Origin of the sequence: Nitrospina gracilis Nb-211 (assembly GCF_021845525.1) — a bacterium.
Taxonomy (GTDB): domain Bacteria; phylum Nitrospinota; class Nitrospinia; order Nitrospinales; family Nitrospinaceae; genus Nitrospina; species Nitrospina gracilis_A.
On sequence record NZ_JAKJKD010000001.1, the window covers coordinates 784,395 to 808,443 of the forward strand.

The following is a 24,049-nucleotide window of genomic DNA, read 5'->3' on the forward strand; positions in this document are numbered from 1 at the left end:
CGCAGACCGTGCAGGGTATATAATAAGGGCATTCAGGGACGGAACCTGGATCGACCAAAAGGAGGGATTATGAGGATCGGATTTGTGGGGTTGGGAAAGATGGGCGCCAGCATGGTCCAGCGCCTGATTTCCGAGGGGCACGAGGTGGTGGCGCACGACCGTTCCGAAGAGAGAATGGCGGTTGCGGTGCGGCAGGGCGCGCAGTCCGCCGATACGCTCAGCACACTGGTGAAACAGCTTCCGGAGAGAAAGGTGGTGTGGATCATGGTGCCCGCCGGGGTGCCGGTGTGGGAGACGGTGGAGGCACTGCTGGGATTGCTGGGCCCGAACGACATCATCATCGATGGCGGCAACTCCAACTGGCGGGATACGGGCAAGGTGGCTGAGAAAGTGCACGACCGCGGCCTGCATTATATCGACTGCGGCACCAGCGGCGGGGTGTGGGGATTGAAAGAAGGCTACTGTCTGATGTACGGCGGACACGACGAACCCTGCCGGTATGTGGAACCCGTCTTCGAAGCCCTGGCGCCGGAGAACGGCTACCTGCACGTGGGCGCGAGCGGTTCCGGGCATTTCGTCAAGATGGTGCACAACGGCATCGAATACGGCATGATGCAGGCGTACGCCGAAGGATTCGAGCTCATGAACAACTCGCCGTTCGACATCGACCTCCATGCGGTGAGTGAAGTGTGGCAGAGAGGAAGCGTGGTGCGGTCGTGGTTGCTGGAGCTGGCGGCATTGGCGTTAAAGGACGACCCGAACCTGTCGAAGCTGGAACCGTATGTCGAGGACAGCGGCGAAGGGCGCTGGGCGGTACAGGCGGCGATCGATTTCGACACCCCCGCTCCGGTCATCACGCAAAGCCTGTTCGCGCGGTTTCAGTCGCGCCAGCAGAATTCGTTCGCCATGAAACTGCTTGCGGCGCTTCGCAACCAGTTCGGCGGGCACGCGGTGAAAGGCAAATAATCGCAATGAGATGGTTTCCGGGAGGGATTCCCGTTTTATAATGGGAGACAATCCAGCTTTTCCGGAAAATTCCAATCACGTTTCCAGGCGGACAAGGGTATGGTCAAACTCGATAACTGCATCCTCGTCATCTTCGGCGCGTCCGGCGACCTGACCCGGCGCAAACTCGTTCCGGCGTTGTTCAATCTGTATCAGAAGGATATGCTTCCGGAAAAGTTCGCCGTGCTCGGCGTCAGCCGCACCAAAATGACCGATGCCTCCTTCCGCAAATCCCTCGCCGAAGGCGTGGAGGACGCGGACGAAAAGCCGGACCCCGACGATTTCCGCAGATTCGCCAAAGCCCTTCATTATCTTTCCATCGATCCCGGGGAAGCCAGCGACTACAGCAAGCTGGTCAAGCGTCTGAAGAAGCTCGACGAGAGTCTTGGCACCGAAGGCAATTTCATCTACTACCTGTCCATCGCACCGTCGATGTATGAAGTCATCGTCGAAAATCTGGGCGTGGCGGGCCTGCAAAAGGAAAAGAAACACGACCAGGCCTACAAACGCATCATTGTCGAAAAACCTTTCGGCTACGATCTCGCTTCCGGGCAGATGCTCAACAAGAAACTGCTCAAGGTGTTCCGCGAACCGCAGATTTACCGCATCGATCACTACCTCGGCAAGGAAACCGTGCAGAACCTTCTCGTGTTCCGGTTTTCCAACGGCATCTTCGAACCGTTGTGGAACCGCAACTTCGTCGATCACGTGGAGATCACCGCCGCGGAAACCGTGGGCGTGGGCACGCGCGGCCGGTATTACGACGCCTCCGGGGCGCTCCGCGACATGGTGCAGAACCATCTGCTCCAGATCCTCGGTATCATCGCCATGGAGCCGCCGCCTTCATTCGATTCGTTTGCCGTGCGCAACGAAACGGTGAAGGTGTTTCAGTCACTGAAGCCGATCACCGAAGACAAGGTGGAAGACCTGGTCGTGCGCGGCCAGTACACGAAATCGCAGATCAACGGGCAGATCATTCCCGGTTACCGCGAGGAGGAACACGTCCCTCCTTTTTCGCGAACGGAGACGTTCGTTGCGATGAAAGTATTCATCGAGAACTGGCGCTGGGGCGGCGTGCCTTTTTTCATCCGCACCGGCAAGCGCCTGCCGACGCGCGTGACGGAGGTGGTGATCCATTTCAAAAGCACGCCGCACATCCTGTTTCGGCACAAGGGCGAACACGTCTCCGTGCCCAACCAGCTCATCATCCGCATTCAGCCGGACGAGGGCATTCTGCTCAACTTCGGCATGAAACGCCCCGGCGCGGGCTTTCACGTCGAGAAGGTCAACATGGACTTTCATTACTCGGAACTGGGCGACACCAGCCTGGCCGATGCCTACGAACGCTTGCTGTTGGACTGCATCCAGGGCGATCCCACCCTGTTCGCGCGCGGCGATGCGGTGGAGTCCTGTTGGCGGTTCGTCGATCCCATCCTCAAACACTGGGCCGCCAAGCCCGGCGAAGCCATCTACGGTTATCCCGCCGGCACCTGGGGTCCGCGTCAGGCCAGCGCGCTGTTCTCCCAGGCGGGTATGGACTGGCATTGCCCCTGCAGGAACCTGGTCGAAGACGGCCTGTTCTGCGAGTTGTAACCGCCCATGACGGATTCGCAAGCTCACTGGTTCGTGCGCGAGGATGCGGAGAGCACCGCGCGTGCGTTGGCGAAGGAATGGGTGCGCCGCGCCGGGGTGGCGGCGTCCAACGGTCTGCCGTTTCGCATTGCGCTTCCCGGCGGTTCGACTCCGCGACGCCTTATGGAGGTGGTTGCGCAGACGGAAAACGCGAAGGCCATCGACTGGTCGCGCGTGCATCTGTTCTGGGGTGATGAGCGGTGCGTGCCGCCGGATCACGCCGAAAGCAACTACCGCATGGCCAAGGATGCGTTGTTGGACCGCATCCCGATCCCTTCCGCAAACATCCACCGCATCCGCGGCGAGGATGACCCACACAAGGAAGCGGTGCGCTATGCAGAAGAACTTCGGCGTGTGTTCGACGTTTCTGCGGATGCGGTGCCGCGTTTCGACTGGATTCTGCTAGGCATGGGGGCGGACGGGCACACGGCCTCGCTTTTTCCCGGGCAGACGGACGTTCTGGAATGCCGCGACCTGTGCGCGGTGGCGCGTCAACCGAAGAACGGCCAGGCGCGCATCACGCTGACATTTCCCGTATTGAATGCCGCTCTTTGCGTGTCGTTTCTGGTCACAGGCGCGGGAAAGGCGGAACGGCTGGTGGCGGTGCGCCGGGCCCCGGATCGAAAGCAACGTTACCCCGCCTCGCGTGTGGAAGCGGAGCGCATCGAGTGGTGGGTGGATAAAGCGGCGGCGTCACGGCCTGAATGATGAGTTGCGGTTTTCGACGGGCCTCGCCGAAGCAACTCACATCACGTTGACATCGACGCGGTGAATGCCGGAGACGCCGGCGGGAAACGGGTTGCGGTGGTCGTCGCGCTGTATGCCGCTGAACTGATCCGCCGCACGCACGGCGATGCGGTAACGTCCCGCACGCGGAAAGGTGACGGGATACGACCAGAACACCCAGGAGTACGGCGACAACGGTTTTTCGAGCTTCGCCAGCGACCAGTTTTTTTCTCCGTCCAGCGACACCTGCACATACTGGATGCCCCGGTCCCCTGCAAACGCCACGCCGCGCAGGGTGGTGCGTCGCGACTCCAGCCACTGCCCCTGTTGCGGGTGATCGATACGGCTGAAGATTTTTACTTTCCCGCTTTGCGTCCAATTGAGTTTTTGCCAGTATCCCGTGTGCGGTCCGTTCTGGATGCGGATTTCCTGCAACCACTTCACCTGCTTGATGCCGTAATAGCCCGGCACCAGCACGCGCAGGGGAAAACCGTGGTCGCGCGTCAGCGGTTGGCCGTTCATGCCGTGCACCAGAAGCGCGCCGGGGTGTTTGGCGGCGCTGAGGGGCAGGCTGTCGTGGTAGCCGTCCGCGCCTTTCAGCACCATCGTGTCGGCGAGAAAGTCCGGGTCCATGTCTTCGATCAACCGGGCGAGCGGCAAGCCCGTCCACTCCGCATTGCCGATGGCATAGCCGCCGATGGGATTGCCGATGCAGTTGAGGGTGATGATGCGCGTGACCGACGGCCGTTGGATAATGTCATCGTAGCGCAGGGATTGCGGTCTGGTGATGTCGCCTGCAAGGCGCAGGGTCCACGAAGACGCGTTGCGGGGAAGCGCATCCGGCGGGCCGGAGATGTCTTCCACGTAAAACCGTTTGACGGGCGTGATGGGGGAGAGTTTGCCGGTGGGGCGGGCGATGTCCGGCGTCATGTCGGAGACGTGCAGGACCGATCCGCGCCGGGCGCTTTTGTGCGTCGTCCGCCACGGACGCGCCAGCGCGCGCAAAGGCGCGAGCAGACACAGCGCCAGCGACGCGAGCATGAATCGTATAAAAGCACTGCGGGTCATGACGCGAAAATCATTCCGGCGGGTTACTGGTAATACTTCGCCTTCTTCTCGCCGAAGAGCACGAGTTTAAGCGAAGGCGTGCCTTCGTGATCGAGGAACACTTTGTACGTGTAGCGTTCCGTAGCCCCGCCTTCCCAGTAAATGAACAACTGGCCGTTGGCGGCGGAGTAGCGTCCGGTCGAAACATTCGGACCGCCTTCCGAATGCGCGTTCACGCCGAGCCCTGCGGTGTTGCCATCCACGCGGGTCTGTGACGAATACAACACGGTGCCGTCCGGTTTGAACGTCCACGTGACGGTGGAGTTGGAAAACACCGAGGCACCAAGACCCACACTGCCTTCCGTCGTGCTTCTCGACCAACTGCGGAGCAGGGCGGAGTCGATGGACGGCGGCGTGGCCGCGAGGCTGGCGAACACCTTGCGCGCCGTATTTTCGAGACCGCGTTTGCTGTCTTGCGGCGCGAGATGAATCATGTAGATGCCCTGGTCCTGATGGATGGTGAGGAACACCACGTGCTTGTGTGTCACGCCCGCCGGCAGTTTGCCCTGGAAGGTCATCACCGTCGCCGCGCCGAGCTTGGTGGTGAACGCGTTCGGCTGGCCGGTGCGTTTCATGCCGGGGAAGTTGGCGGTCCAGATCTGGTCGAAGAATTCAGCCACGCGCGGGTCTTTGGGATCGGTGATGCCTTCGGCGGCGACGCTCTGGAACAGCAGGAATTCTTCCGGGATGCCTTGCGGGTTGAACTGCACCGGTTGCGGGATGACGTAGATGCCGGACTCGTCTTCCTTCAGGAGCCAGTCACCGGGATAGTCGAATTGAATCCCGGCAGGATGCTTGAAGGTCTTCCAGCTTCCCGCCTGCGCGGAAACCACGAAGGAGGTCAAGAAAAACAGAATCGTTGCCAACGCCCGGACACCAAACGGGGCAAACCGGAATGGATACCGCATAATCCCTCCTTGGAGAAAAACCCCTGCCGCCTCTTTTGAATGGAGCCGAAGGCGTCCCTGCGGGAGGGAGGCAATCGGGCTCGATCAACCGCAACAGGAGTCGTCGCCGCTGTCTTCCACCTGTTCGGTTTCCGGGTCGGTGATGTTGAACAGGCCGCGGTACGGACCGTGGCTCAAAATCTCGCCCAACTCTTCCTTGATCTCCACGACCTTTCCGACCGGAAACGTGATCCCCTCGCAGGTGACTTCGTTGAACGGCCCGGCGTAAACGGCGAGCACGTTGCCACTGCAACAGGATTCTTCGACGTCCAGCGGTTTGTAGGCGGTGAGCAGGTACGAATAGAACTTGATGCCCTCGACCTCTTTCCACAGGTAGTCTTTGATGACCTGAAAACCGTAGAACCCGGCCTGCCGGGAATAGTCGAGGAATTCGTCGAGTGTGAGCGCGCCGGAGACGCACTCGCCCCACAGCTCGCGGTTCTCGCGCATGGCGGTGGGGACGGGTTGGTCGGAGATGATGTCGGCGATGACGAAGCGTCCGCCGGGTTTCAGGATGCGGCGGATTTCCTGAAACACGTCACGTTTGCTGGGAGACAGGTTGACCACGCAGTTGGAGGTGACCACGTCGGCGCAGTTATCCTCCACCGGGATCGATTCCAGAAAGCCGTGGTGGAACTCCAGGTTGTTGTAGCCCAGGTTCTCCGCCACGCGGCCGGCGTTGTTGCGGGCGACGTTCAGCATTGCTTCGGTCATGTCCACGCCGATGACGCGGCCCGTTTTGCCGACGCCCCGCGCGGCGATGAAGCAGTCGATGCCGCCGCCGCAACCCAGGTCCACCATCGTTTCACCGGGCTGGATATCGGCGCGGCCCACCGGACTGCCGCAACCATAGGAAATACCCAGCACTTCTTCCGGAATGTGGGAGAGGTCGCCGGGTTCGTACTTGACGGGGCAACACAGGTTTTCCTGCGTGGCCGCCGCGGCCTTGGAGTAATACTCCCGCACGTCGTCGCGGGAAACCGTCGCTTCCATATCCATTTCCGATCGCCGTTCGTTCATTCAAATCATCCTTTCCAAGCCGGGCGGAGTGGCTTCCGCCTCGATCACAAACCCTGGTGTTTTTTCAGAGCCGCCTTGAGGCTTTCGCGGCAGTCCTCGGACATCTTCACTTCCGGGCCGAGCGGCGTGTCCTCCCGACCCAGATTCCGTGCCAGCGTGCGCACGGTCTCCAACTGGCGCTGGTAGGCGCGGCACATCTTGCAAATGGCCAGATGTATGCCCAAACGCAGTCGTTTGGAGAGAGGCAAAGTGTGGTCCATCATCTCCGAGATGAGCGGAGAGGTGTCTTCACACCGCATTATTATGAGTCGCGTCAAGGTGTCCATTCAATTGCATTCCATATAGCAGACAGGAATCCAGCTCAGATTCCTACCTCCAATAGTGGGTTTCCAGGCACTTTTTCAGTTGGTTCCGGGCCCGGTGCAGAATAACCCACAGGTTAGTCGGTTTGATTCCCATTTCCTTGCAGATATCTTCTGACGACATTCCCTCAATTTCTTTCATCACAAAGATGTCGCGAAACTTGCCGGACAACCCGTCCATGCACTGGTTGAGCGCTTCCATAAGCTGTGTGTTCTCCACCGCCTTCTCTGGATTGATCTCCCAGTTGCGCGGCGGCGAAACCCAGTGGCCGCTCTCATTATAAGCATTTTCGTAGGGATCGGCATCGTCGTCCGGCGTCAATTCATAGGTCCGCTGACTTTTCTGACTGCGGAAGTGGTCCATGATCTTGTGCTTCAGGATGCCGAACAGCCAGCTTTTTTCCGAGGATTTTCCGGCGAAGGTGTGTTGCGCCTGCAGGGCGGCGAGCAGGGTGGTCTGGATGATATCGTGCGCGATCATCGGGTCTTTTACCCGGACCAGGGTAAACCGGTACATGGTATCCCCGTACTTGTCGACCCATTGTTCGCTGTCTATATTCGGTTTGCTATCCACGCCACCTCAGGGTTGCCGTTTGTGGTGCAAGTTGACTTCGATCCGCTGGATTCCCTATACTTCCGGGTATGGACAAGACACCGGACACCGCCGAATGTGCACGCATCTTGAAGTCCCTGGGCGACGAATCCCGCCTTAAAATCGTCCAGCTTTTATTGCAGGGAGAATGCAGTGTGTCGCAAGTGGTGCAGTCGCTCAACATGGCGCAACCGCAGGTATCGCATCACCTGGCCATCCTGCGCGGATGCGGGCTGGTGAGCACGCGCCGTGAAGGCAACCGCATCATCAATTTCATCGATCCCGAAATCCGGTCCATGTTGAATAAAAAGGAACCGAGCCTGGATCTGGGATGCTGTTCGATCACCTTTTGAATGGCTTTTCCCGCTCTTTCCAATCCAGAATGGGCATTATACCCGTTCTCACCCTTCCCAAACAAACCTAAAAGGTTTTATTGTCCGCCTCCTGTGGAGGAGCCTCGGCGTACAGGCGTTTGTACAGGTCGTGGTTGCGTGAAACGCGTTTGACGTACTCGCGCGTTTCCGGGTAGGGAATGGATTCGATGAAGGCGTCGGGATCCTCCAGGTGGCGGAACCGTTCCTGCCACGCCGCGAGCACGTGGGGCCCGGCGTTGTAGGCGATGAGGATGTGGATGCGATTGCCCGCGTGCTCCTGCATGAGGCGGCTGAGATACCGCACGCCCAGGCGGATGTTGAGGTTGGGATCGAACAGCGCTTCGACGTCCAGGTCTTCGTCACTTCCCGCCTGCCGGTGCATGCGCGAGGCGGTCTTCGGCATCAACTGCATGAGCCCGCGCGCGCCCGCCGGTGACACCGACCAGGTGTCGTAAAGACTTTCCTGGCGCATGAGGCTGATCACCAGCAACGGATCCACGTCAAACGCCTTGGCCCAGTTGCGCACCTTCTGAAAGTACGCGGGTGGGTAATAATTTTTCCAGAACGCCTCCGGCAGTTCCTTTTCCCCGTGGGGCGATTTGAAACTGCGGTACAAACCGAGCACGCGCTGGGAGTCGGCAAACGCATGCGCGCGGTTGAACCAGTGCGACAGCCACATCACCCCGTCGTAATCCTTGCGCACCGATCCGGCCACCTGCCGCATTTCCTCGCGGGCGCGGCGGTGAAAGCCAAGCTCAATCAACTCCATCGCACGTGAGAAGTGAAACAGCTCGCTGTCGTCCAGTGGCCGGCCGGGGTCGGCGGGGGACTCGGCCTCCGGGGTCAGGCCGGTTTTGACCACCGTGGTGGTGGAGATGGGAGTGAGGCTGTGGGGGTTGGCCTGCGTGCCCAGTTTGTTTTTTGCCTGCACGCCGTAGTAGGTATAAGGGTACTGGTGTGCCAGGTCCGCGAACACCTGCCGGGCTTTGTCCGGCGTGTTCTGTTTTTCCAGAGACTTTGCCAGCCAGAAGGCGTTTTTGTCGGCGATGTCGCCTTCCGGCAGGCGCTGGAGATTGGTGCGGAACTGATCCGTCGCCTCGTCCCATCGCCCGGCGCGGTAATGCACCCAGCCGATCTGCCACGCCGCCTGCTGACCGAACTCGGTTTTTTCGTGGTCCTTCACCAGCAGGCGGTAAGCGGGCAACGCCGCGTCTTCGTTTTGCGCTTCTTCATATATCTTGCCGACGATGAACCCCGCCTCGGTTTTGAGGTCCCGCCGTTGGGCGGTCTTGACCACCTTCTGAAAATGCAGAAGCGCGCCGTCGCGGTCGCCCAGGTTCCACAGGTTGCGTCCGACGATGAACGTCGCTTTCGGCACCTTGGCGTGCAGGGGGTAACGGCGCATGAATTCGTTCAACACTTCGTTCGCCGCGGCGCGGTCGCGCAGTCCCTGGTGGGCGTCAGCCAGAATGAAATAAAAACGGCCGGGCAGGGCGTGCTTCGATGCGTTCATCAAGGACCGCACCTCATCGATGACGGTTTCGAACCGCGCCTGGCCGAGCAGTTTGCGCAGGCGGCGCGCGCGCTCACGAAGCGACAAGGGGGCTGCGGTGACTCCTTCCTGCCTGGCGAGGCGTGCGAGCGCCGCTTCGGCCTCCTCGGCTTTCGGGTGGTCGGGGTGAGTCACGTACAACGTGCGCCAGGCGTCGTACTCACCTTGAACATCGCCGGTCTTCTCGTACAGCTCGATTTGCTGGGCCACGATGCCGGGCAGGGTCTCCATGTAATCTTCCATGCTGGGCTGCGAACGGATCAGCCGGTAGGCTTCTTTCAGATGACGCAGGGCGGGTTCGGGATGGTTCTGCAGGTGGTGGATGTCCGCCTTCAACAAGTGAACGCGCGGCAGGAGGAGCGATTGCGGAAAGCGCACCGCCAGCCGGTCCAGTTCTGCCAGCGCTTCGGCATATTGTCCCAGCGCGGTCTGGGAGCGGGCGCGCTGGTAACGGATGTCGTCTTCCACCTCCGGGTACAGGGTCAGGCTTTTCTCGAAAAATTTCAGCGCCTGTTCATGATCCTGCCCGTGCGCCAGCACCCGCGCGAGGAGATACGTGACGCGTTTGCGGGTTGTGGTTTCCAGTGTCTGTTGTTCAAGCGGCAGGAGGGTTTCGAGCGCCCGCTCCCATTTCCCGGATTGCACTGCTTCCACCGCCTGACGGTAGTCCTCCTGCGCTTCCCCGGCTTTTGCGCCCGCGGGCAACACGGTGAGACAGAAGGCGAGGAGCAACGCCACGGTCTTCGGCAGAAGGCGCAGGATTTTTTCCATGATGTCGAGGCCCGTGTCGGCCGCGTTCACCGGAACCGGGCGGGTGGCGTCCATTTTTTTGAACCACGTGATCTGCCGTTTGGCAAAGTGGCGCGTCTCGCGCTGGATTTCATAACACGCACGCTCGAGGGTGATCTCGCCTTCCAGGTGACGCACCATCTGCGCGTAGCCGATGGAGGCAAACGGTTTCCATTCCTTTTTGTAACCGCGGGCGAGGAGTCCTTGAACTTCTTCCTTCAATCCATCGTCGATCATCCTCTCCACCCGGCGGTTGATGTGCGTGTACAGGTCCTGCCGTTCGCGTTCGAGAAGAAACAGGTGGATGTCGAAATCGTATGCCGCCTCCACCGCCGCCGTGTCCATGCGATGAAAACTGGAGAGCGGCCGGCCGCTCTGGCGGAACACGGTGAGTGCGCGTCCGATGCGGATGGGATCGTTCGGCTGAATCTGAGCTGCATATTCGGGATCGACCTTCCGCAACTCCTCGTGCAGGGCGGCGGGGCCGCGCTCTTCGATCTCGCGCCGCACCTGCTCGCGGATTTCAGGATCGGGCTCCACGGCGCACTCGTAATTTTCGATGAAGGTCTTGAGGTACAGCCCGGTGCCGCCCACCATGACGGGCGTTTTGTTGCGTGCCAGGATATCCCGCACCGCATCCTGTGCGCGTTGTTTGAAGTCGAAGGCGGTGAACGGTTCGTGCGGGTCCAGAATATCGATCAGGTGATGCGGCACGCGCGCGCGGATTTCCGGAGACGGCTTGGCGGTGCCGATGTCGAAATGACGGTACACCTGCATGGAGTCGGCGCTGATGATTTCCGAATCCAGTTGCCCCGCCAGCGCGAGCGCCGTTTCACTTTTCCCGGAGGCGGTGGGACCGGCCAGAATAATCAAAGCGTTCATAAATGGCCTGCATCGGCCCGGTGTACGAGCCGTCGGGGTTGTACATGACCAGCGTGCGGTCTTCGCACCGGCCCGCGTTTCCGGTACGCGTGGCCTCCACCAGGAGGATGCGCGGCTCGGTGTCGTGATGCCCGTGAACCGTGAGGCGGCGCCGGGGTGTGAGCCCGTTGCGCTCCAATTCCGTCATCCATTCCTCGCGCCGAAGAGGCGGGTAGGCCAGCACCAGTTTTCCTTCCGGTTTCAGAAGCGGCGCGGCGGCGGCGATGAGCGTCGGCAATGAGAGTTTGAGCTCGTGCCGGGCGATGGCTTTTTCCGGATCGGGGTTGATGCGGCCGCTGTTGCGTTTGCGGTACGGCGGATTGCTGACGATCCAGTCAAACGACGACGGCGGCAGGTCCCGCGCCATTTCAAGGAAGTCTGCATGGTGGATGCGGATGCCCGCCCGGCCGCTCTGCGCCACGTTGCGAATGGCAGGGCGCACCAGCGATTCCTGGATCTCCACGGCGGTGATGTCGAGACCCGGCTCGCGGCTGGTGAGGAGCAGGGGCAATATGCCGCAACCGGTTCCCACCTCCAGCACACGCTGGCCCGGATAAGGATCTACGAAATTCGCGAGCAGGAACGGCTCCACGGAATAACGGTAACCCGTTGGATTTTGCTCGATTGATATGGAATGGGACATCGGACCGCGCCCCCCGCGACGTTTAGAAACCGGTTCCAGTCTATCCCAAACCTGCCTTTGCGGCAAGATTCCAGAAAGTGAATAATGATCGATCTAATTGTTTTTAAACGGACATTCTGCTATACTTTTGTTATACATTTGTTGTAAATCAATGATAACGGATTCTCTTTTGAGGAGGGGGACCCTTGGACGGCATCATTACGGAACAGTCGATCATGGGTGCGGTCATCATGCTTTTGGGAATCGGCTTGTTGAATTGGTGCAACCGCATTGAACACAAGGAATACATTGCCCGCACCGATCCCCGCGAAAAATGGGGCTTTCTGGACGGTCAAAAAAAGGATGAAGTGAAAAAGCGTTCGATCCGCGGCACCCTCATGGCGCTGGCGGGAGCGGGGTTTTCGCTGTGGGGATTCATCATCCTGGTCATCCATTTTTCCACGATGAAGTGATGTCCGCGGATCAGAAAGGCCAGAACCATTTCGAGTGACCGCCGGAAAGGAGGATGGCCACGGGTTCCTGTTCATGCGCCATCGGATGCACGCGTTGACTGACCAGGTAACCGGCCTGCGGCGCGATCACGGTTTCCAGCAACTGGCCGCCGTACAGGTCAAACACTTCTCCCAGTTTTTGTCCCGCCTCGACCGTCACGCCCACCTTGCCGCAGGGCAGATACAATCCCGCCTGTTTCGTGTTCACCCACACTTCGTTTTTGGATTTGTAGAACATTGCCTCCGTCATGGTGGCATCTTCCTCGTTTTCGCAGGAAATAAACTCCATTTCGCGCAGAAAATGCACCACTGATTTGTAGAGGGCGTCGATGGCTGAAGGATCGCACACCTGTGGCCGCCCGGCGGACAGGGTGAAGGTCTGGATGTCCATGTCGTGCCACTGGCGGCTGAGTTGCAGGTTGACCGACGGGATGTCCGGCACCTCGCGGATCACCGCCAGATTGAAACGGCGGCTGGCCTTGCGCATGGTGAGGCTGGGACGGTAGGCGCGCACGTGCGGGGCGTCTTCGAAATGCGTCGAGCCGGTTTGCAGGATGATGCCGTAATCGGACCCGGCGGTTTCATGAAGCAGGCGGTTGCACAGGGTTTCGGTGAGGTCGCCCTCCTCACTGCCGGGGAAAGCGAGATCGGCGTCGAGGTTGTCGTACGACCACGTGGCGGAGCCGGATTCGAGCGCGCGGTGGTTGACCACCGGGAACACCTGCACGGTTCCGGACAGTTTCAAGCCGGGTTCGTTGCCGTCGGCGACGCTTTGCAAGAATTTCGCGATACGGCCTGCGGCGAGCACACCGTTCAACCGGTCGCCCTGAATGCCCGCGACGATGGACAGCGTCTGCCCGTCCTCAGGTCCCTTCCACAAATTTTTGTAGAGGGTGAGGGTGTCGCCGAGCGGCGTGGGGCTGGAAAAAATTTCCTGTTTCACGATTCCGGATCCAACGCGATGCGCACCAGCAGGGCGCCGGCGTGAACCAGCGGGTGCTCGCGCAGGGTGAACAGCAGTCCCGCCGCGGGAGCGGTGACATTTTCCAACACATCTCCTTCCACCACGTCCACGATCTGTCCCAGCAGTTGGCCCTGCTGGACGGACTCACCGGGGTGCGCCGAGCTGACAAACAGGCCGGAATGTTTTGCCGTCGTCTGCATGACCTGCTTCGGGTACAGCACGCGCGGCGAGCGCACACTCTCCGGCGACAGGTAGTTGGCGTCCAGGATTCCCAGGTGGCGCAGGTAATGCATCATGCCTTCAAACAGCGGATCGATCAGGTGCGTGTGGATGCGCTGGCAGATACCGGTTTCGATGACGAGGGTCGGAATTTTTTCCTGATTGAGATTGTAGCCGAGAGTCGATTCGAACAAACCCGCCATGGGGTGCACCCAGATGAGGTCGGCGTTGGCTTCGCTCGCGAGAGGAAGCAGGTCGACGGCGAATTCCTCGATCACGCGGATCTGCGGCAATTCCAGCAGGTGCAGGTTGCTGGCGTGGATGTCCACCGCGTATTCGCTGTTGTTGAGCAGGTCCTTGTACAGCAGTGAGGCGGCGCGGGTGCCGACGGTGTGGCCGTTTTCCTGGCCGATGACGCGGTTCATGTCGAGCCCGTAATATGGCCACAGGCGGTTGGCGCTGTGAACTCCGGCGGGGTTGGCGGCGGGGTAAATATTGATCTCGCCGAGAAACACTTCCGGCCGTGTGTCCTCCAGTTCGCGAAGTGCGTGGATCAGGCGGTGGCACAGGTACAGTCCCGCCAGTTCGTCGCCGTGCAGTCCCGCCACGAACGAAATGCGCTTTGTGGGTTTGCCGTTGTGGGCGGGGAAGGATTGCCGGACGATCTCCAGCCGCCCGCCCAGTGCATTTTTGATGGAAACGATGGCTTCCGTTTTCACGGTGCGGACTTTCTAGTGCGAGGGAGGGTTGGAATCGTTGTTTTTCTTTTTGGGCTCGATGCCCATGGCGTCGATCTTGCGCTTGAGCGTGTTGCGGTTGATGCCCAGCGATTTCGACGTGGCCACCTGGTTGCCGCGCCTGCTTTCCAGCAACTGCTCGAACAGGTGTTTCTCCACCGCCTGGATGAGCAGGTCGTAGAGCTGGCCGTCGGCGCTTTCCTGGTTTTTGGTGAGGAAGTCGCGTACCACGTTGCCCAGGTGCGTCTCCCACGTTTTGCCGGCCTTGGGGGTCTTACGGGCTTCGGTGAGGAGCGGGTCGGGCAGGTGATCCGGCAGAACCGGTCCGCGCGCCACCAGCACGAGGCAACGTTTGATGATGTTTTCCAGCTCGCGGATGTTGCCCGGCCAGGGATACTGCATGAGCAGTTCCGCCGTTTCCGGCGCGAGGTAGATGCGGTCCTGCCCCGAAGTCTTGCCGTATTTTTTCAGGAAGAACTCGGCAAGCAGGGGGATGTCCTCCGTGCGGTCGCGCAGGGGCGGCAGGTGGATGTTGATAACGTTGAGGCGGTGATACAGGTCCTCGCGAAACCTCTCTGCCTTCATGAGTTCGGGCAGGCGCTGGTTGGTGGCGGCGATGATGCGCACGTCCACGCGGATCGAGTCCTTGCCGCCGACGCGGTAGAACTCGTTGTTCTGGAGGACGCGCAGGATCTTGGCCTGAAGCGGCAGTTCCATGTCGCCGATCTCGTCGAGCATGAGGGTGCCGCCGTCGGCGAGTTCGAATTTGCCCTTCTTGGTTTCCACCGCGCCGGTGAACGATCCTTTTTCGTGACCGAACAGTTCGCTTTCCAAAAGCTCGCGGGAGATGGCGGCGCAGTTGATGAAGATGAACGGTTTGTGCGAGCGGTCGGAATAATGATGAAGCGCGCGTGCGACGAGTTCCTTCCCGGTGCCGCTCTCGCCGGTGATGAGCACCGGAAACTGCGTGGACGCGGCTTTGCCGATGACTTTGAAGATATCCTGCATGCGCCGGTTTTTGCCGATGATGGCTTCCAGCGAAAAGTCATCCTGTCCTTGTTCCGTTTTCTGTTCCACCTTGGGTTCCGGCGCCTGCACGCCGCGGCTTTTTTCCACTTTGTCGATGAGCTTCAAAATCTCGTCGAAGTCGAACGGTTTGCTGATGTAATCGTACGCGCCGTGACGCATGGCCTCGATGGTGTTGTTCATCGTGTCCTGCGCCGTCATAACGACGATGTGCGGGCGGTGGTCGGTGTCGCGCACTTTCTGCAGAAGTTCGAGGCCGCTGATGCCTTCCATGAAGATGTCGGTGAACACCATGAAGTAGGACTGACTGCGGATTTTCTGCAGGGCTTCCTCGCCACTGCATGCGGTGTCCACGTTGTAGGACGAATCCTCCAGCGCCTGCGTGAACAGCCAGCGGATGTTCTCCTCGTCGTCCACGATGAGGATGTCTTTCGAACCGTTCATGCATTCTCCTGTTTGACCGGCAGGTAAATCTGCACCCGGGTGCCGGAACCCGGTTCGGATATGACCTTGAGTTTGCCGTTGTGGTTCTCGACGATCTTGAGCGACAGTGGCAGGCCGAGCCCGTTGCCCTGGCTTTTGGTGGTGTGGAAGGGGGTGAACAGGTGCTTCATGTTTTCGGGCGTGATGCCGAGGCCCGTGTCCACGATCTCGACCAGGATGGTTTTGCGCCGGTCGGTGCGGGCCTGCGACCGTACGGCGTAATCGGTATGATAGCGCGTCAGCACCTTGAGCGTGCCGCCTTCCGGCATGGCCTCAATGGCGTTCTGGATAAGGTTCAGGAACACCTGCTTCAACTGGTCGCCGTCGCCTTCGACCGGGGGCAGGCTGGGATCGTAAATGGCTTCAAAGCGAATGACGTCTTCGTGCGACTGCTTCTCCAACAGAAGGATTTCTTCCAGGATCTGGTGGATGTTGATGGTTTCGAGGTCCAGTTCCAAAGGCCGCGCGAAGTTCAGCATGCGGTCGATCATGCGGTTGATGCGCTCCGATTCCTTGATAACCACGTCGAGGAATTTGTGGTGCTCCTCCGGCAGTTTTTTGCGGAGCAGTTGCGCCGAGCCGGAAATGGAGACGAGTGGATTCTTGATCTCGTGCGCCATGCCGAGCGACAACGTGCCCAGGTGGGAGATGGCGTCGAACGGGCGGCTGATCTGTTCCAACTCCTGCGCCAGCGTGCAGTCGCGCACGTAGAGCACCGCGCCTTCCGGCTGGTTCTGGTCGTTGATGTAAGGCGATACGGTGATGCTCACGGGAAACGTCGTGGAATGGGCGCGGCGGTGACCCTGTCCTTCAATCTGGTGATACGCCACCCCGTTGTGCAGGGTGTCTTCGATTTTCTTCTGCAACTCCGGCTGGCCGGGAAACAGATCGGCCACCGGCCGGTTCAAAAAATGATCCCGGGACTGCTGGAACATCTCCTCCGTCGCCAGGTTGGCCTGGAGGAGGGTCCCCTCCCGGGATATCAGGATGATGCCATCGACGATGGAGGCGATGATATTTTTGAAAACAGGGTTTGCATCCCCCATAAAAACGCGGGACCTCAGTTTGTGGATTTGGCCCCGGATTTCTTGGCTTTCTTCTTGCCCCCGGAGTACGGGTTTTTGTTGCCTTCCGCGACCGGGTTCGATTTCGGTTTGGGGGCTGTGGTGGTGGCCGGATTGGAGCAACCGGGGCTGGAACAGCTCTCGCCGCCTGCCGCGGGAGTTGCTGCCGGAGCTTCGGCGCCGGCACCCTGGCCGCTCTCCTGCTGCCAACCTTTCTTGCGCGACTCGGAGGGGTAATCCGTCGCGTACCAGCCACTGCCTTTCAGGATGAAGCCGGAGGCGGATATTTTACGCCGCGGCTTGCCTTTGCATTTCGGCACTTCGCACTGTTTGGGCGCCTTGGCGTTGATGGACTGCATCAGCTCAAACGTGGTGCCGCAGGTTTCGCATTCGTATTCGTAAATGGGCATTTACATAACTCCTTGAATTATATGGGATCTATGGCCTGGCTCGGTGGGGAGGCCACCTCCCCGCCGCCGTGGCGGCAAAACCTGTTCAGGAATAAGATGCCCATTTGCACTTGGCAAGTTGTATGCCGCATTTTAATGCATTCTTGCCGGTAAATCCAATTTGTTTAATGGGTTTGTGGCGGGCCGGGCTCAGCCCGGAGCCAACGTCGTGGATTCAGGACGGCGCCCACGGATCATCGTTCGTCCACCGGGCAGTACCCAGCTTCCCTCCCCTCGTGGAGGGGGCCGGGCTGAATCCGGAGCCAACGTCGTGGATTCAGGATTGCGCCCACGGATCATCGTTCGTCCACCGGGCAGTACCCAGCTTCCCTCCCCTCGTGGAGGGGCCGGGCTGAATCCGGAGCCAACGCGGGTGAATTCGGAATGGAGCCCGCAGACCATCGTCTTCACGGGGGAGCATTGCCCAGTCTCCCTCCCCGCGAGGCGGGGCCGGGCTGAGCCCGGAGCCAACGTGGTGGATTCAGGACGGCGCCCACGGATCATCGTTCGTCCACCGGGCAGTACCCAGCTTCCCTCCCCTCGTGGAGGGGCCGGGCTGAATCCGGAGCCAACATGGTGAATTCGGAATGGAGCCCGCAGACCATCGTCTTCAAGGGGGAGCATTGCCCAGTCTCCCTCCCCGCGAGGCGGGGTTAGACTTCGGTGAGCCAGTGCTTGAATTTCGCCTGTTTGCCGGCGACGACCTGGAAGAACATATCCTGGATCTGTTTGGTGATCTTGCCGCGTTTGCCGTCGCCGATGATGCGGTTGTCCACCTCGCGCACCGGGGTGACCTCCGCCGCGGTGCCGGTGAGGAAGATCTCGTTGGCGATGTACAACTCGTCGCGGGTGAGGACGGTTTCTTCCAGCGGGATCTTGAGGTGTTTCGCGATCTGCACCACCGCGTTGCGCGTGATGCCGTCTAGGATGCCCGTCGATAGCGGCGGCGTCATCAGCATGCCCTTGTGGTAGATGAAGATGTTTTCGCCGGAGCCTTCGGTGACGTAGCCGTTGGTGTCCAGAAGGAGAGCCTCGTCGTAGCCGTCGCGCACCGCCTCCGCCTTGGCGAAGATGGAGTTGATGTAGTAGCCGCAGGCTTTGGCCTTGGTCATGATGACGTTGATGTGGTGGCGGTTGAAGGACGAGATGCGGACGCGGATGCCTTTTTCCAGGCCGTCGTCGCCCAGGTACGTGCCCCACGGCCAGGCGGCAATGGCGACGCGCACGTGCACGCCGGTCGGGTTCAATCCCATTTTGTTGTCGCCCAGGAAGACGATGGGGCGGATGTAGCATTCCTCGAGCTTGTTCGCCTGCACGGTCTGAATGATGGCCTGCGTGATCTGCTTTTCGTTGTATGGAATTTCGATGTCGAGTATTTTCGCGCCGTCAAACAGCCGTTTGACGTGTTCCTGCAGGCGGAAGATGGCGGATTTTTTTTTGCCCGAACGGTAACAGCGGATGCCTTCGAAGACGCCGTAGCCGTAGTGGAGCGTGTGTGTTAGGACGTGGACATTGGCCTCCGCCCACGGGACCAGCCTGCCGTCCATCCAGATTTGTTCTGATTTTTCCACGTGTTGCCTGCCAGGTAAAGGGGGGTGAATAAAGCTAATAATTGTATGTAGCGGCTTGGGCAAAATCAAGCCTAATAAAATCAATTGACATGATACAATGCATTTGGTAAATCTTACACCTTTGTGAACGAGAGCCGCTAGCTCAGTTGGTAGAGCAACGGCCTTTTAAGCCGTGGGTCGAAGGTTCGAGCCCTTCGCGGCTCACTTTTTGTCCACAAAGAACAAACAGGGCGTCCCCATCGTCTAGCCAGGCCCAGGACACCGGCCTTTCACGCCGGCGACGGGGGTTCGAATCCCCCTGGGGACGCCAAGTTTTCCTCCCTTTCCTCCATCCTTTTACTAATTCTGATCCTAAATCAGGAAAAGTTGTCGGTATTATTCAATTACCAAAAACAAATTTTGAATTTGTACCTTTAAAAACCCCTCCCAAATCCGCAATTACAATCAGTGCCCGGTTTTTGTGCGCTCGAAAGTGAATCGATCCCGCCTCTTTCCTGTCTCAACATAAAGAGCGATTTTTAAGATTGAAGGGGACTTCTTTTGAATCGAGGGTTCCGCGCTTGCGCATTTCGGAACCCGCAAAAGAGAAAGGAGCGAACCATGTCCACGCAGTTCAAAGCCCGCATTTCATATATATCCATTCTTTCCATTCTGTTTTTCGCGCTGGGTGTCGCCGCGCCATCGCTTGCTGAATCCAAAGCGAAGGACAAAACCACCACCGAAGACATCGGCAAAAGGTTTGATGCGCTGACCGAGTCGATCAAAAACTACTCGGCGCAGGAAAAAGAGGAGGCGGTCGCCGAGGTGGAGAGCAATCTCGATTATCTCGACCGCCGCATCGACGCGTTGCAGAACAAGGCCGACCATAAAATGAAGTCTATGAGCGCCGAGGCACAAAAGGAGTTGAATGAAAAACTGAAGGCGCTTAAACGCGAACGCGACGAGGTGCAGAAGTGGCTGGGTGAGATGAAGCGCAGTTCCAGAGACGCGTGGGGGGACATCACCGACGGCTTCTCCGATGCCACCTCGCGGCTGGGCAAGGCGTTCGATGAGGCCTCGGATGCGTTTTCCAAAAAGCGTTGAGCGCCGGAACCAAATTCAGGTGCGAAAGAGGGCGGGGCGTTTCGCCCCGCCCTTTTTTATTTTTGGCGCGCCCGGTCTTCTCAATCTGGATTGCGAGACTGGCAGGTAAGCAATCACTCGTCGCGGTGGACGGTGTCCGGAGAAAATGCGGGCAGACACACGGCGATGTACTGGGCCCCGCCGGAACGCGGCGTGCTGTAGCGCACCCACTCGCCTTTCGGCGTGATGACCGCCTGCCCCGCGCTCACCTCGAACGTCTCTTCTTTCGTCTCCACTTTCAGCATGCCCTGCAGGACCAGAGTGTATTCGTCGAACTCCGGCGTCTGTCCCGGCTCTTCCCAGCCTTCGGGACTGGTCATGTAGGCGATGCTCACATCCTTTGTCTTCGAATTGACGTTGCCGATGTATTCCTTGATGATTTTCGGCTTGGTGCCGGCGGCTTCCACCAGGGTGGGTTTGTCGATGAATCGGGCCATGCGCGCGTGTCCTCCGGGTGAAGGAGCCCGTTTGCGAGGCCTGTAAAAGCCTGCGGCAGGGGGCTCAAGTATTGAAAAAAGTTAACGATAAAGACTTACGCTCAAGAGGTCAAGAAACGCGCGCCTCCAAGGGCTTGTGGGCGGACCGGGTCCGCCCCGCAAAAGCCCTTTAATGGGAGAGGTTTGCGCGGGCTTTCCACAAGGCACCACAAACGGGGTTTGTGTTTGACGGTATGAGGGATTTTGGTTATGATTGAGTATCCGTTTGAGAAAAATTTAGGGGCGTATCGCGCCCGCATGTCCCCCGGGCCCCGGCAGGCAGAGGGTCCGCCGAGGTCGCGCATGGAAAGGACCCTGGAGTTTGTGAAAGCGGTTCGATTTCATCTTGGAAGATGGGTGTTTCCGGTCGTGGAACCGGTGTGCATCCTGATGGAGAACCTGCGCCCGCAGGTGCGCAAGCACTTTGAGCAGGCCATCAAGAACCTCGAGCGGCACAACCTGGCCGGGGGGTTGATGAACCTGAACATGGTGCTCAGCCTGAAGCCGGACCACTTCCTCGCCCGCGTGTACCGCGGCCGGATTTATCTGCGCGAAAAGCAGTTCCGCCTCGCTTCCGAAGATTTCGTGCAGGCCAGCGAAATCAGTGCCTACCGTTTTGTGCATTACAACGTGCGCCGGGAGTATCTGGACGCCCTGCACGAAGGCGCCCGCCACCGCAAGGAGGAGATGGAATCCGCCTCCCGCGAAACCCTGTCGCAGGAAGAGTTCGAATCACTTCTGGAAATAGACGATGCCGAGGAGATGTTGCAGGAGGAGGAAGTGGCGTTGTTCGAGGAGGATCTGGAACTGACCGGCGACGAGCGGGAAAAATTTCAGGGCATGGGTCCCATCACCGGCAAGGAAGCGGCCAACACGGATTGGGACAAAGTCATCAAGCAGTTGACCTCCCGCTTCAATTGACCTGAAATCCCTTCTTCAACAATTCTTCCGCCCGGTGGGCCTCCAAAGGTTTGCTGAACAGGTAACCCTGCCCCTCGTCGCAATGAATCATTTGCAGAAAATTTTTCTGCTCGTTCGTCTCCACGCCTTCCGCGATGGTTTTCATTCCCAGACTCTGCGCCAGGGCCACGACCGCACGCGTGATGGCTTCGTTCGTGGGATCGGTCAGGTCGCGAATGAAGGACTGGTCGACCTTGAGGTAATCGATCGGCATGTTTTTCAGGTAACTGAGTGACGAATAACCCGTGCCGAAATCGTCGATGCAGATCTTGATGCCGAGATCATTGAGGTTTTGCAGGATGCTGATGGCCAGCGTGCTGTCCTGAATGAGGATGGACTCCGTCACTTCGACCTGGAGTTTCTGCGGGTCGATGCCGGTATCGCGGATAATCCCCTTGATTTCGGAGACGAGGTCCGGCGAGTTGAATTGAATCACCGACAGGTTGACGGCGATGTTGATATCCGGATTGATTTTTTCCAGCCGCTTGATCTGCTGGCACGCGCTTTCGATGATCCACCGCCCGATCTGGATGATGAGCCGCGTCTCTTCCGCAATGGGGATGCTTTTCTGTGGATTGACGAAACCCAGCTCCGGGTTTTCCCAGCGCAACAGCGCCTCCATGCCAACCACTTTTCCGGTTCGCAGGCAGACCTTCGGCTGGTAGTACAGTTGGAACTCCGTCCCGCCCATCGCCTTGCGCATGTTTTTCTCGATGATCATGCGTTCCACCGCCAAGGTGTTCATGGACTGTGCGAAAAACTGGAACGTATTGCGGCCGCGCTCCTTGGCGCGGTACATGGCGAGGTCGGAATGTTTGAGCAGGGTTTCGATTTCCTGTCCGTCATCGGGAAACACGGAGATGCCGATACTGCATGTGATGTACAGTTCGTGATTCTGAATGTTATAGATCGGCGTGAGCGCCTCAAGGATTTTCTGCGCGCGATCCACGATCTCGTCTTCTTTCGTGAGGTTGGGCACGATGATGACGAACTCGTCACCGCCCATGCGTGCCACGGTATCCTCCTGCCGGGCCATTTTTTTCAGCCGGTCCGCCACCTGCTTGAGGAGCAGGTCGCCCATGTCGTGCCCCAGTGTGTCGTTGATGGTTTTGAAATGATCCAGGTCGAGGAACAGGATGCCGACTTTTTCGTTCGCCACGTTGGCCGAGGTCAACGCCACCTCGAGCCGGTCATTGAGCAGGTTGCGGTTGAGCAGGCCGGTCAGCGGATCGTAGTATGCCATCTGCCGGATTTGTTCCTCCAACTGCTTGCGCTCCGTGATGTCCTGCGACCACACCATCACCTGCGGATGCGTGCCGAGATTTTTCACGATCTGGCACCGGCATTCAACGGGATAGGTGGAGCCGTTTTTGCGCCGGTACACCGCTTCGAACACGGTCATCGGACGGATGCTCTGAATGAGCGGTTCGAACAGGCGGTCGATGTCCTCCTGATCCAGGCTGATGGCCAGATCCAGAAAATGCATCTTGAACAGATCTTCGGGCGAGTACCCCACTTCCCGGCAGGCCGGGGCATTGGCCTGGGTGAATTTGAACGTCTCCAGGTCGAACAACAGCACGTCGAGGTACGTGTCATTCATGAACGCGATGGGATCGATGCCGGATTCCTCGTCCATCGCCGGCAGGGACGCCGCAAGGTCGGCGGAAATTTTCCGCGACCGCGCCGACAGGTTTCGCATCATCGCCATCAACGCGCGCGGCTGGTTGGCGAAATAGCGGCTGAACAACTCCTCGTCGATTTCGATCAGGGTGGAGGGCACCAGGGTTTTTGCGCTGGCGGTGCGCGGCTGGCATTCGATCAGTGACATCTCGCCGAAATACGCGCCGGGCTTCAACGTGGCGAGGTTTTTCTTTTCGATATAGATCAAGACCTCGCCTTCAAGCAGGATGTACATGGATTTGCCGGTATCGCCTTTTTCAAACAGGACGGTGTTGGCATCCAGCACAATTTCACTGCAATCGGCGGCCAGCGCATCGAGTGTTTCCTCCGGAAGGAAGGTCATCAGATCGATGCGCTTCAGGAAAAGTTTCTTTTCCTCGGCGGCCCGGAACGCAGGCACACTGGGGATCATAGGGTTCCCATTCAACTAAGATTGTTTGGTATTTTCCAAGTCTAACAGATTTTTGTTTCAGGCCAACCAAAAAAAAGGGGCAATTCTTTGTTTTTAGAGGGTTTTTGAATATTTTCATTCCGGAAAATGGAGGAAAAAATATTTGAATTTGGCGGCGAAAACCCTTACCGGGCTCTGCCGGAAATAGGCCTGTTCCTGCAAATTGAATTGAGTTAGATTGAAAGGAAAAGGGCCGGCGTCGGCGCTTCCGCCGTGTGGGGGAAACGGCCCGCCCAAAGGATTGGACGGTCTTTTCCATATCGAGGCGGCCCTCAACCTTTTTATGGATGCCTTCCATGGAACCGCTTCAACGATCGCGATTGTGGTGGGGCCTGGGCTATCTACTGATCGCCTTCATCGTCGTGGTGTCCCTCGTTCCCGCACCGGATCTGCCGGATCTCGGCATCGACTGGCTCGACAAACTGCTCCATTTCGCCGCGTACCTCGTCCTCATGCTGTGGTTCGTACAGATCAATCCGCCGGACCGATACGGCTTCTGGATGCGCATGTTCATCAAGATGGGACTGGCTCTTGAAATCGTGCAGGGGATGATCGGTTACCGCATGTTTGATCTCTGGGACATGGGCGCGAATGTGCTGGGCGTGCTGGCAGGATGGGGATTGGGACGCGCCGGGGTCAACCGCATTCTCGTGAAAGTGGAGGAGGTGTGGTTGCGCTGAGACGCT

The 24,049-nt window shown here is 59.0% G+C and carries 23 protein-coding genes and 2 tRNA genes; 10 read left to right on the forward strand and 15 right to left on the reverse strand.

Annotated features, from left to right (window positions below):
- The first annotated feature begins 69 nt into the window (after positions 1–69).
- The 3 genes from gnd (at position 70) to pgl (ending at position 3,345) form a co-directional block, all read left to right on the forward strand.
- On the forward strand, positions 70–966 hold the full coding sequence (gnd, locus tag J2S31_RS03680; protein WP_237097712.1) for a phosphogluconate dehydrogenase (NAD(+)-dependent, decarboxylating): 897 nt from the start codon (positions 70–72) through the stop codon (positions 964–966).
- Positions 967–1,065: 99 nt separating this feature from the next.
- Complete coding sequence (zwf, locus tag J2S31_RS03685; protein WP_237097713.1) at positions 1,066–2,598, forward strand: glucose-6-phosphate dehydrogenase; 1,533 nt, start codon at positions 1,066–1,068, stop codon at positions 2,596–2,598.
- A gap of 6 nt (positions 2,599–2,604) precedes the next feature.
- Positions 2,605–3,345 carry a 6-phosphogluconolactonase gene (pgl, locus tag J2S31_RS03690; protein WP_237097714.1) on the forward strand — a complete coding sequence of 247 codons (741 nt, stop codon included), beginning with the start codon at positions 2,605–2,607 and terminating at the stop codon, positions 3,343–3,345.
- Positions 3,346–3,381: 36 nt separating this feature from the next.
- On the opposite strand, the gene J2S31_RS03695 is transcribed toward pgl, so the two are convergent.
- From J2S31_RS03695 to J2S31_RS03715, 5 genes are all read right to left on the reverse strand, one after another.
- Positions 3,382–4,431, reverse strand: coding sequence for a molybdopterin-dependent oxidoreductase (locus J2S31_RS03695; protein WP_237097715.1), 1,050 nt, complete (start codon positions 4,429–4,431; stop codon positions 3,382–3,384).
- A 23-nt stretch (positions 4,432–4,454) separates the two neighbouring features.
- Positions 4,455–5,378 (reverse strand): hypothetical protein, encoded by a 924-nt coding sequence (locus J2S31_RS03700; protein ID WP_237097716.1) that lies wholly within the window; start codon positions 5,376–5,378, stop codon positions 4,455–4,457.
- 84 nt (positions 5,379–5,462) lie between these two features.
- Positions 5,463–6,437: a methyltransferase domain-containing protein gene (locus J2S31_RS03705; protein WP_237097717.1), complete on the reverse strand. Its 975-nt coding sequence runs from the start codon at positions 6,435–6,437 to the stop codon at positions 5,463–5,465.
- Between the two features lie 44 nt (positions 6,438–6,481).
- Positions 6,482–6,763, reverse strand: a complete 282-nt coding sequence (locus tag J2S31_RS03710; protein ID WP_237097718.1) for a hypothetical protein — start codon at positions 6,761–6,763, stop codon at positions 6,482–6,484.
- A gap of 43 nt (positions 6,764–6,806) precedes the next feature.
- The gene (locus J2S31_RS03715) at positions 6,807–7,373 is read right to left on the reverse strand and encodes a sigma-70 family RNA polymerase sigma factor (RefSeq protein ID WP_237097719.1); all 567 of its coding nucleotides are present in this window, start codon (positions 7,371–7,373) and stop codon (positions 6,807–6,809) included.
- Between the two features lie 68 nt (positions 7,374–7,441).
- Between J2S31_RS03715 and J2S31_RS03720 the strand changes: the two genes are divergently transcribed.
- On the forward strand, positions 7,442–7,744 hold the full coding sequence (locus J2S31_RS03720) for an ArsR/SmtB family transcription factor (RefSeq protein WP_237097720.1): 303 nt from the start codon (positions 7,442–7,444) through the stop codon (positions 7,742–7,744).
- A 67-nt stretch (positions 7,745–7,811) separates the two neighbouring features.
- On the opposite strand, the gene miaA is transcribed toward J2S31_RS03720, so the two are convergent.
- Positions 7,812–10,988 carry a tRNA (adenosine(37)-N6)-dimethylallyltransferase MiaA gene (miaA, locus tag J2S31_RS03725; RefSeq protein WP_237097721.1) on the reverse strand — a complete coding sequence of 1,059 codons (3,177 nt, stop codon included), beginning with the start codon at positions 10,986–10,988 and terminating at the stop codon, positions 7,812–7,814.
- Positions 10,939–11,670 carry a tRNA1(Val) (adenine(37)-N6)-methyltransferase gene (locus J2S31_RS03730; protein ID WP_237097722.1) on the reverse strand — a complete coding sequence of 244 codons (732 nt, stop codon included), beginning with the start codon at positions 11,668–11,670 and terminating at the stop codon, positions 10,939–10,941. Before J2S31_RS03730 ends, miaA begins: the two co-directional genes overlap by 50 nt.
- Positions 11,671–11,855: 185 nt before the next feature.
- On the opposite strand from J2S31_RS03730, the gene J2S31_RS03735 reads away from it, so the two are divergent.
- Positions 11,856–12,122 (forward strand): hypothetical protein, encoded by a 267-nt coding sequence (locus J2S31_RS03735; RefSeq protein ID WP_237097723.1) that lies wholly within the window; start codon positions 11,856–11,858, stop codon positions 12,120–12,122.
- 10 nt (positions 12,123–12,132) lie between these two features.
- On the opposite strand, the gene J2S31_RS03740 is transcribed toward J2S31_RS03735, so the two are convergent.
- From J2S31_RS03740 to J2S31_RS03765, 6 genes are all read right to left on the reverse strand, one after another.
- Entirely contained in the window at positions 12,133–13,104 is a 972-nt protein-coding gene (locus tag J2S31_RS03740) for a succinylglutamate desuccinylase/aspartoacylase family protein (protein ID WP_237097724.1), read from the reverse strand.
- On the reverse strand, positions 13,101–14,063 hold the full coding sequence (locus tag J2S31_RS03745; RefSeq protein ID WP_237097725.1) for a M14 family metallopeptidase: 963 nt from the start codon (positions 14,061–14,063) through the stop codon (positions 13,101–13,103). The genes J2S31_RS03740 and J2S31_RS03745 overlap by 4 nt, the downstream gene beginning before the upstream one ends.
- A gap of 12 nt (positions 14,064–14,075) precedes the next feature.
- Complete coding sequence (locus J2S31_RS03750; RefSeq protein WP_237097726.1) at positions 14,076–15,551, reverse strand: sigma-54-dependent transcriptional regulator; 1,476 nt, start codon at positions 15,549–15,551, stop codon at positions 14,076–14,078.
- Positions 15,548–16,636, reverse strand: a complete 1,089-nt coding sequence (locus J2S31_RS03755) for a two-component system sensor histidine kinase NtrB (RefSeq protein WP_237097727.1) — start codon at positions 16,634–16,636, stop codon at positions 15,548–15,550. Before J2S31_RS03755 ends, J2S31_RS03750 begins: the two co-directional genes overlap by 4 nt.
- A gap of 14 nt (positions 16,637–16,650) precedes the next feature.
- Positions 16,651–17,064: an FmdB family zinc ribbon protein gene (locus tag J2S31_RS03760; protein ID WP_237097728.1), complete on the reverse strand. Its 414-nt coding sequence runs from the start codon at positions 17,062–17,064 to the stop codon at positions 16,651–16,653.
- 692 nt (positions 17,065–17,756) lie between these two features.
- Positions 17,757–18,674 (reverse strand): branched-chain amino acid transaminase, encoded by a 918-nt coding sequence (locus J2S31_RS03765; protein WP_237097729.1) that lies wholly within the window; start codon positions 18,672–18,674, stop codon positions 17,757–17,759.
- 131 nt (positions 18,675–18,805) lie between these two features.
- Between J2S31_RS03765 and J2S31_RS03770 the strand changes: the two genes are divergently transcribed.
- The 3 genes from J2S31_RS03770 to J2S31_RS03780 all read left to right on the forward strand — a co-directional run bounded on the left by J2S31_RS03770 (position 18,806) and on the right by J2S31_RS03780 (position 19,757).
- Positions 18,806–18,878: transfer RNA gene (locus J2S31_RS03770), tRNA-Lys, on the forward strand.
- 28 nt (positions 18,879–18,906) lie between these two features.
- Positions 18,907–18,984: transfer RNA gene (locus J2S31_RS03775), tRNA-Glu, on the forward strand.
- Positions 18,985–19,274: 290 nt separating this feature from the next.
- Positions 19,275–19,757 carry a hypothetical protein gene (locus J2S31_RS03780; protein WP_237097730.1) on the forward strand — a complete coding sequence of 161 codons (483 nt, stop codon included), beginning with the start codon at positions 19,275–19,277 and terminating at the stop codon, positions 19,755–19,757.
- Between the two features lie 113 nt (positions 19,758–19,870).
- Here J2S31_RS03780 and J2S31_RS03785 read toward each other — a convergent pair whose 3' ends face one another.
- Positions 19,871–20,233 carry a cupin domain-containing protein gene (locus J2S31_RS03785; protein WP_237097731.1) on the reverse strand — a complete coding sequence of 121 codons (363 nt, stop codon included), beginning with the start codon at positions 20,231–20,233 and terminating at the stop codon, positions 19,871–19,873.
- Between the two features lie 342 nt (positions 20,234–20,575).
- On the opposite strand from J2S31_RS03785, the gene J2S31_RS03790 reads away from it, so the two are divergent.
- Complete coding sequence (locus J2S31_RS03790; protein ID WP_237097732.1) at positions 20,576–21,193, forward strand: hypothetical protein; 618 nt, start codon at positions 20,576–20,578, stop codon at positions 21,191–21,193.
- On the opposite strand, the gene J2S31_RS03795 is transcribed toward J2S31_RS03790, so the two are convergent.
- Positions 21,186–23,324, reverse strand: coding sequence for an EAL domain-containing protein (locus tag J2S31_RS03795; RefSeq protein ID WP_237097733.1), 2,139 nt, complete (start codon positions 23,322–23,324; stop codon positions 21,186–21,188). The two genes, J2S31_RS03790 and J2S31_RS03795, sit on opposite strands and share 8 nt — an antisense overlap.
- 335 nt (positions 23,325–23,659) lie before the next feature.
- Here J2S31_RS03795 and J2S31_RS03800 point away from each other — a divergent pair, with 335 nt between their 5' ends.
- Complete coding sequence (locus tag J2S31_RS03800; RefSeq protein ID WP_237097734.1) at positions 23,660–24,043, forward strand: VanZ family protein; 384 nt, start codon at positions 23,660–23,662, stop codon at positions 24,041–24,043.
- Positions 24,044–24,049 lie beyond the last annotated feature (6 nt).